At 71.7% G+C, this 5,454-nt stretch carries 4 protein-coding genes and 3 pseudogenes; 5 read left to right on the top strand and 2 right to left on the bottom strand.

All coding sequences use genetic code 11. From position 1 onward, the window contains the following. The 5 genes and pseudogenes from AOK24_RS39590 to AOK24_RS39570 all read left to right on the top strand — a co-directional run. A pseudogene (locus AOK24_RS39590) lies at positions 1 to 368 on the top strand (competence protein CoiA); the annotation flags it as partial. A 110-nt stretch (positions 369 to 478) separates the two neighbouring features. After that, entirely contained in the window at positions 479 to 1,516 is a 1,038-nt protein-coding gene (locus AOK24_RS39585; RefSeq protein WP_079057230.1) for an NAD(P)-dependent oxidoreductase, read from the top strand. Then, positions 1,509 to 2,549 carry a D-alanine--(R)-lactate ligase gene (vanA, locus tag AOK24_RS39580; RefSeq protein ID WP_055724756.1) on the top strand — a complete coding sequence of 347 codons (1,041 nt, stop codon included), beginning with the start codon at positions 1,509 to 1,511 and terminating at the stop codon, positions 2,547 to 2,549. Before AOK24_RS39585 ends, vanA begins: the two co-directional genes overlap by 8 nt. After that, positions 2,546 to 3,169 carry a D-Ala-D-Ala dipeptidase VanX gene (gene vanX, locus AOK24_RS39575; RefSeq protein ID WP_055724755.1) on the top strand — a complete coding sequence of 208 codons (624 nt, stop codon included), beginning with the start codon at positions 2,546 to 2,548 and terminating at the stop codon, positions 3,167 to 3,169. The genes vanA and vanX overlap by 4 nt, the downstream gene beginning before the upstream one ends. 83 nt (positions 3,170 to 3,252) lie before the next feature. Further along, a pseudogene (locus AOK24_RS39570) lies at positions 3,253 to 4,627 on the top strand (UDP-N-acetylmuramoyl-tripeptide--D-alanyl-D-alanine ligase). A gap of 7 nt (positions 4,628 to 4,634) precedes the next feature. Here AOK24_RS39570 and AOK24_RS39565 read toward each other — a convergent pair. Both AOK24_RS39565 and AOK24_RS39560 read right to left on the bottom strand, forming a co-directional pair. Further along, positions 4,635 to 5,000 (bottom strand): VOC family protein, encoded by a 366-nt coding sequence (locus AOK24_RS39565; protein ID WP_055724754.1) that lies wholly within the window; start codon positions 4,998 to 5,000, stop codon positions 4,635 to 4,637. Positions 5,001 to 5,024: 24 nt separating this feature from the next. Next, positions 5,025 to 5,454 (bottom strand): annotated as a pseudogene (locus tag AOK24_RS39560) (maleylpyruvate isomerase family mycothiol-dependent enzyme); the annotation flags it as partial.

Below are 5,454 nucleotides of genomic sequence, written 5' to 3'. Positions count from 1 at the left end.
TCCCGGGCCGGAAGGAGCGGCAGCGTTTCGAGAAGGTCATGAAGCGGACCAGGTACCAGCCGGTCGACGGCTACCGGACCGCCTTCGTCGGGGCCCCGCCCGCAGGACCCGCCCTCTCCTCCCGGCCGCCCGCGCCCCGCATCCCCGCGTGTGCCTGCGCCACCCCGCAGCTCGTCGCGAGGATCCAGAACGCCGAGTACCCCGCCGAGCCGAGCGCCCGGATGGGCCCCGCCGCCGCGCTCTTCCGAGCCGAGTGCCGGACGTGCGGCGGCAGGTACGAGAAACCCTGGCGCCGGACCGGCGACACCCCCATCGGCCCGCTGGACAGCGGCGCCACCCCGGGCGGCGACGCTCGCCGAGGACCGTAAGCAGGTCGCTCGGGCCCCGGCAACCGAGGCGCACCCCTGCGGGCCGCATATGGTCGCCGTATCCAAAACCGCATACGCACCGGCAACTTGACGCCGCCTTAGCTGGAGGCATGTCCTACCGCGAACCAGCACGAACGGCGGCCCGCCGCAATCGGTCGCCGGCGCCGCCCCTCTCCCCCGCCCCGGTGACCGGAATCACCGCCTACGGATGCGAGCGGGACGAAGCGGCATTGTTCCGGGAGTTGGCGCCGCGTTTCGGTGTGGCGCCGGTCGTCACGGCGGCGGCGGTGTCCGAGACCAATGCGGAACTGGCGTCGGGAAACCGGTGCATCAGCGTCGGCCACAAGACGCGGATCTCGCATTCCACGCTCCTGGCACTCAGGCAGGTCGGCGTGACGTACATCTCCACGCGGAGTATCGGCTGCAACCATATCGACGTGGAATACGCGGCGAACGTCGGGATTTCCGTCGGGAATGTCACGTATTCGCCGGACAGTGTCGCCGATTACACCTTGATGCTGATGTTGATGACGGTCCGGCACGCGAAGTCCACCGTTCTCCGCGCGGCCGACCATGACTTCCGGCTGAACGCCGTCCGGGGGAAGGAACTGCGGGATCTGACGGTCGGGGTCGTCGGGACGGGGCGTATCGGTACGGCGGTCATGGACCGGCTACGAGGTTTCGGCTGCCGTGTCCTCGCCTGCGGAAAACACCCCGATACCTCGGCCGGTCACGTTTCTCTCGGCGAACTGCTGCGGCTGAGCGACATCGTGACGCTCCATACGCCGCTCACCCCGGAGACGCACCACCTTCTCGATCACCGTCGCATCGGGCAGCTGAAAGCGGGCGCGTTCGTCATCAACACCGGACGCGGTTCCCTCATCGACACCGACGCGCTCGTTCCGGCGCTGGAGAGCGGCCATGTGGGCGGTGCGGCACTGGATGTCGTCGAAGGGGAAGAAGGCGTCTTCTACGCCGACCGCAGAGAAAAACCCATCGAGAACGAAACGCTGCTGCGTCTGCTGAAGCTGCCGAACGCGCTGATCAGTCCGCACACCGCCTATTACACGGAACACGCGCTCAGCGACACGATCGCGAATTCCATCACCAACTGCCTCACCTTCGAAAGCAGGAACCAGCATGGCTAGGCTGAAGGTCGGAATCATCTTCGGGGGCCGTTCCGAGGAACACCCCGTCTCCGTCAAGTCCGCGCAGGAGGTCGCGAAGAGCCTCGACCTCGCCCGGTACGAACCGCACTACATCGGGATCACGAAGGACGGTTCCTGGAAGCTGTGCGACGGCCCCGCCCCGGACTGGGAGAACGGCGCGTGCCGCCCGGTCACGCTGTCGCCGGACAGCGGCGTACGCGGGCTGCTCGTCCTGGCGGACGGGCGGTACGACACGATCGGCCTGGACGTCGTGCTGCCCGTGCTGCACGGCAGACTCGGTGAGGACGGCGCGATCCAGGGACTGCTGGAGCTGTCCGGCATCCCGTACGCGGGCTGCGACGTCCAGAGTTCCGCCCTGTGCATGGACAAGTCCCTCACCTACCTGATGGCCCGCGCCGCGGGAATCGCCACGCCGGGCTTCCGGACCGTGACGGCGGACAAACCCGTCGACGCCGGCCGGCTCACCTATCCCGTGTTCGTGAAACCGGCCCGCTCGGGGTCGTCCTTCGGTGTCACCAAGGCGTCCCGGAAGGAGGACCTCGCGGAGGCGCTCGCAGCCGCCCGGCAGTACGACGCGAAGGTCCTGGTCGAGGAGGCCGTCGAGGGCAGCGAGGTCGGCTGCGCGATCCTGGGGACCGGCGCGGAGCTGATGACCGGCGAGGTGGACCGGATGGCGCTGTCCCACGGTTTCTTCCGGATCCACCAGGAGGCGGACCCCGAGAGCGGTTCGGAGAACGCCACGCCCATCGTTCCGGCGGACATTCCGGCGGAGTCCCGGGCGCTCGTCCAGGAGACCGCGAAGGCCGTCTACCGCGCGCTGGGCTGCCGGGGGCTGGCACGGGTCGACCTGTTCCTGACGGCCGACGGGACGGTCGTCCTCAACGAGGTGAACACGCTGCCCGGCCTCACCTCCTACAGCCGGTATCCGCGCATGATGGCCGCTGCGGGCCTTCAACTCTCCGACGTCATCGACAGGATGGTGGCGCTTGCGCTGGAGGGGAGCGGCCGGTGAAGGACGACTTCGTTTTCCTGGACGAGTTCGTCCCCGGTATCCGCTGGGACGCCAAGTACGCCACCTGGGACAACTTCACCGGCAGACCGGTGGACGGATACCTCGCGAATCGCGTCGTCGGCACCAGGGCGGTGAGCGTGGCGCTCGGCGAGGCGCGCGAGGAGGCCGCGTCCCACGGCTTCGGCCTGCTCCTGTGGGACTGCTACCGGCCGCAGCGCGCCGTGGACTGCTTCCTGCGCTGGGCGCGGCAGCCCGAGGACGGCCGGACCAGGTCGCGGCACTACCCGAACCTCGACCGGGCGGCGATGTTCGAGCAGGGGTACGTGGCCGCCGAATCGGGGCACAGCCGGGGCAGCACGGTCGATCTGACGCTCTTCCACCTGGCCACCGGCGACCTCGCTCCGATGGGCGGTGACCATGACCTGATGGATCCCGTCTCCCATCACGGAGCGGCGGGGATCACGCGGATCGAGGCGGAGAACCGCGCACGTCTGCGGTCCGTGATGGAGCGCTGCGGATTCCGGTCCTACGACTGCGAGTGGTGGCACTACACCCTCGTCGACGAGCCCTATCCGGACACCTACTTCGACTTTCCCATCACCCCGGTGAGCCACGGCTGACCCGGGCCGCCGGCGGGACCGTATCGCCGGCCTATCGGAATCCGCGTACGCGGCGGCAACACCGCGCCGCCTTGACTGGGGCCATGACCTCCAGCGAACCAGCCTCCCTGGGCACGATCCCGCTCGGCCTCGGCGACATCGCCGCCGTCGTCGGCGGGACGGCCGTGGGCGACAGCACCGTGACCGTGACCGCGCCGGCCGTGCTCGACGGCCGGCAGGCCGAGCCCGGCGGCCTCTTCGTGGCCTTCGCCGGCGAGCACGCCGACGGTCACGACTACGCCGTCCAGGCCGGCCGGGCCGGCGCGGTCGCGGTGCTCGGCTCGAAGCCCACGCCGCTGCCCACGGTCGTCGTCGAGGACGTCCGGGCCGCGCTCCAGGCGCTCGCCGCCCATGTCGTGGCCCGGCTGCGCGACCGGCTGACCGTCGTCGGGGTGACCGGCTCGCAGGGCAAGACCACGACCAAGGACCTGCTGGCGGCCGTCCTGTCGGGCAGCGCCCCGACGACGGCCACCCTCGGCTCCCTCAACAACGAACTCGGCGTCCCGCTCACCATGCTGCGCGCCGGCGCGCACCCGGTTCCTCGTCCTGGAGATGGGCGCCCGCCACCTCGGCGACATCGCCCACCTCACCCGCCTGGTCGCGCCCGACATCGCCGTCGTCCTCAACGTCGGCCGGGCCCACCTCGGCGAGTTCGGCTCGCGCCGGGCCATCGCCGAGACCAAGGGCGAACTGGTACGGGGCCTGGCGCCGGGCGGCACCGCCGTCCTCAACGCCGACGATCCGCGGGTGGCCGCGATGCGCTCCCTCGCCGACGGCCCGGTGCTGACCTTCGGCCGGGCGCGGCACGCCGACGTACGGGTGCTCGGCCCGACGCTGGACCGGCTCGGCCGCCCCTCGTTCACTCTGCGCACCGCCGACGCCTCGGCCCCCGTCACGCTGCCGTTCACGGGCGCCCACCAGGCCCTCGACGCGGCGGCGGCGACAGCGGCCGGCCTCGCTGCCGGCCTCCCCCTCGACGTGGCCGCGGCGGCCCTGTCCACCGCGTCACTGTCCAGAGGGCGCATGGATCTGCGTCCCCTACCCGGCGGTGCGACCCTGCTCGACGACTCCTACAACGCCAACCCCGACTCGACCCGCGCCGCCCTGGACGCCCTCGCGGCGATCGAGGGCACGCGCCGTATCGCCGTCCTCGGCGCGATGCTCGAACTCGGCGCCACCAGCGAGGCCGAGCACCACGCCGTGGGCGCGTACGCCGCCGGCCGCGCCGACCTGGTGGTCACGGTCGGCGAGGCCGGCCGGGCCATCGCCGACGGCGCGGGAGAGCGGGCCGTCGCGCTGCCCGACAACCCCACGGCCGTCGACTGGCTGCGCGCCCGCCTCACCGACGGCGACGTGGTCCTCGTCAAAGCCTCACGCGGGGCACGCCTCGACGAGGTCGCCACGGCCCTCGCCCGGTAGGGCCGGTTCAGGGGCCCTCGACGAGGATGAGGCTGTTGCCGTCGGGGTCCCGCACGGCGAACATCGGCGGCACCCCGGGACCCATCCGTACGACCTCCTCGTCCGCGTCGACGCCCCGTGCGCGCAGGTCCGCGTGGTCGGCGTCGGCGTCGCGGGTCGTCAGGCGGATGCCGGCCGGGACGCCTTCGGGAACGAGCGCGACAGTCGTCGCCGCTCCGGGCGGGGCCACCTCGATCCAGCGGCCGGTACCGAAGGGGACGTCCCGGCGTATTTCGAAGCCGAGTTCGTCGACGTAGAACGCGGTCGCCTTGCGCTGGTCGGTGACGCGGATCGCGACCGTGGCCACCTGGGTGACGCGGCTGGTGCTGCTCATCTCATGCCTCCAGTTCCTCGGGGTTCACCAGGTAGGACGGCGGCGGGCGAGCAGACTCATCGCATCGCCCCGTCCGTGCAGGTCGTCGAGGGCCACACGCCGTCCCGAGAGCGCGAGCAGCAGGGACAGCGCGGGTCCGGTCACCTCCGGGCCGTCGCCGATCGACACGTCGGCGTCGGTTGCCGTGAGGCGGAGAGCGGCCACGCGTTCCTTCGCGCCGCCGAAGGACACCGGGGTGCGGGCCTGGAGGCGGAGCGCCCTGACGACGGCGTCCCGGGGGTAGGGGCGGGTGAGGCGCAGCGGGCGGCGGATGTCCTCGCCGTGGACGATCTCCTCGACGAGCCGGGTGTCGAGGGGCGCCGGGGGGAGTGACGTCCGTTGGGCGACCTCGCGGCGGCGGGCCAGCGTCTGGCCCGGTGAGGCGCCGCGCTCGCGCGTCACGCCGGCCGCGTTG

The organism is Streptomyces niveiscabiei (assembly GCF_001419795.1).
Taxonomy (GTDB): domain Bacteria; phylum Actinomycetota; class Actinomycetes; order Streptomycetales; family Streptomycetaceae; genus Streptomyces; species Streptomyces niveiscabiei.
The sequence above is the reverse complement of the archived record's forward strand: the minus strand, read 5'-3'. Positions and strand labels throughout refer to the sequence as shown.

Bases quoted from the DNA above. Each gene is read 5' to 3' on its own strand.
- vanA (WP_055724756.1), top strand. From the start codon at position 1,509: ATGGCTAGGCTGAAGGTCGGAATCATCTTCGGGGGCCGTTCCGAGGAA.
- AOK24_RS39565 (WP_055724754.1), bottom strand. From the start codon at position 5,000: ATGAGCAGCACCAGCCGCGTCACCCAGGTGGCCACGGTCGCGATCCGC.
- AOK24_RS39585 (WP_079057230.1), top strand. From the start codon at position 479: ATGTCCTACCGCGAACCAGCACGAACGGCGGCCCGCCGCAATCGGTCG.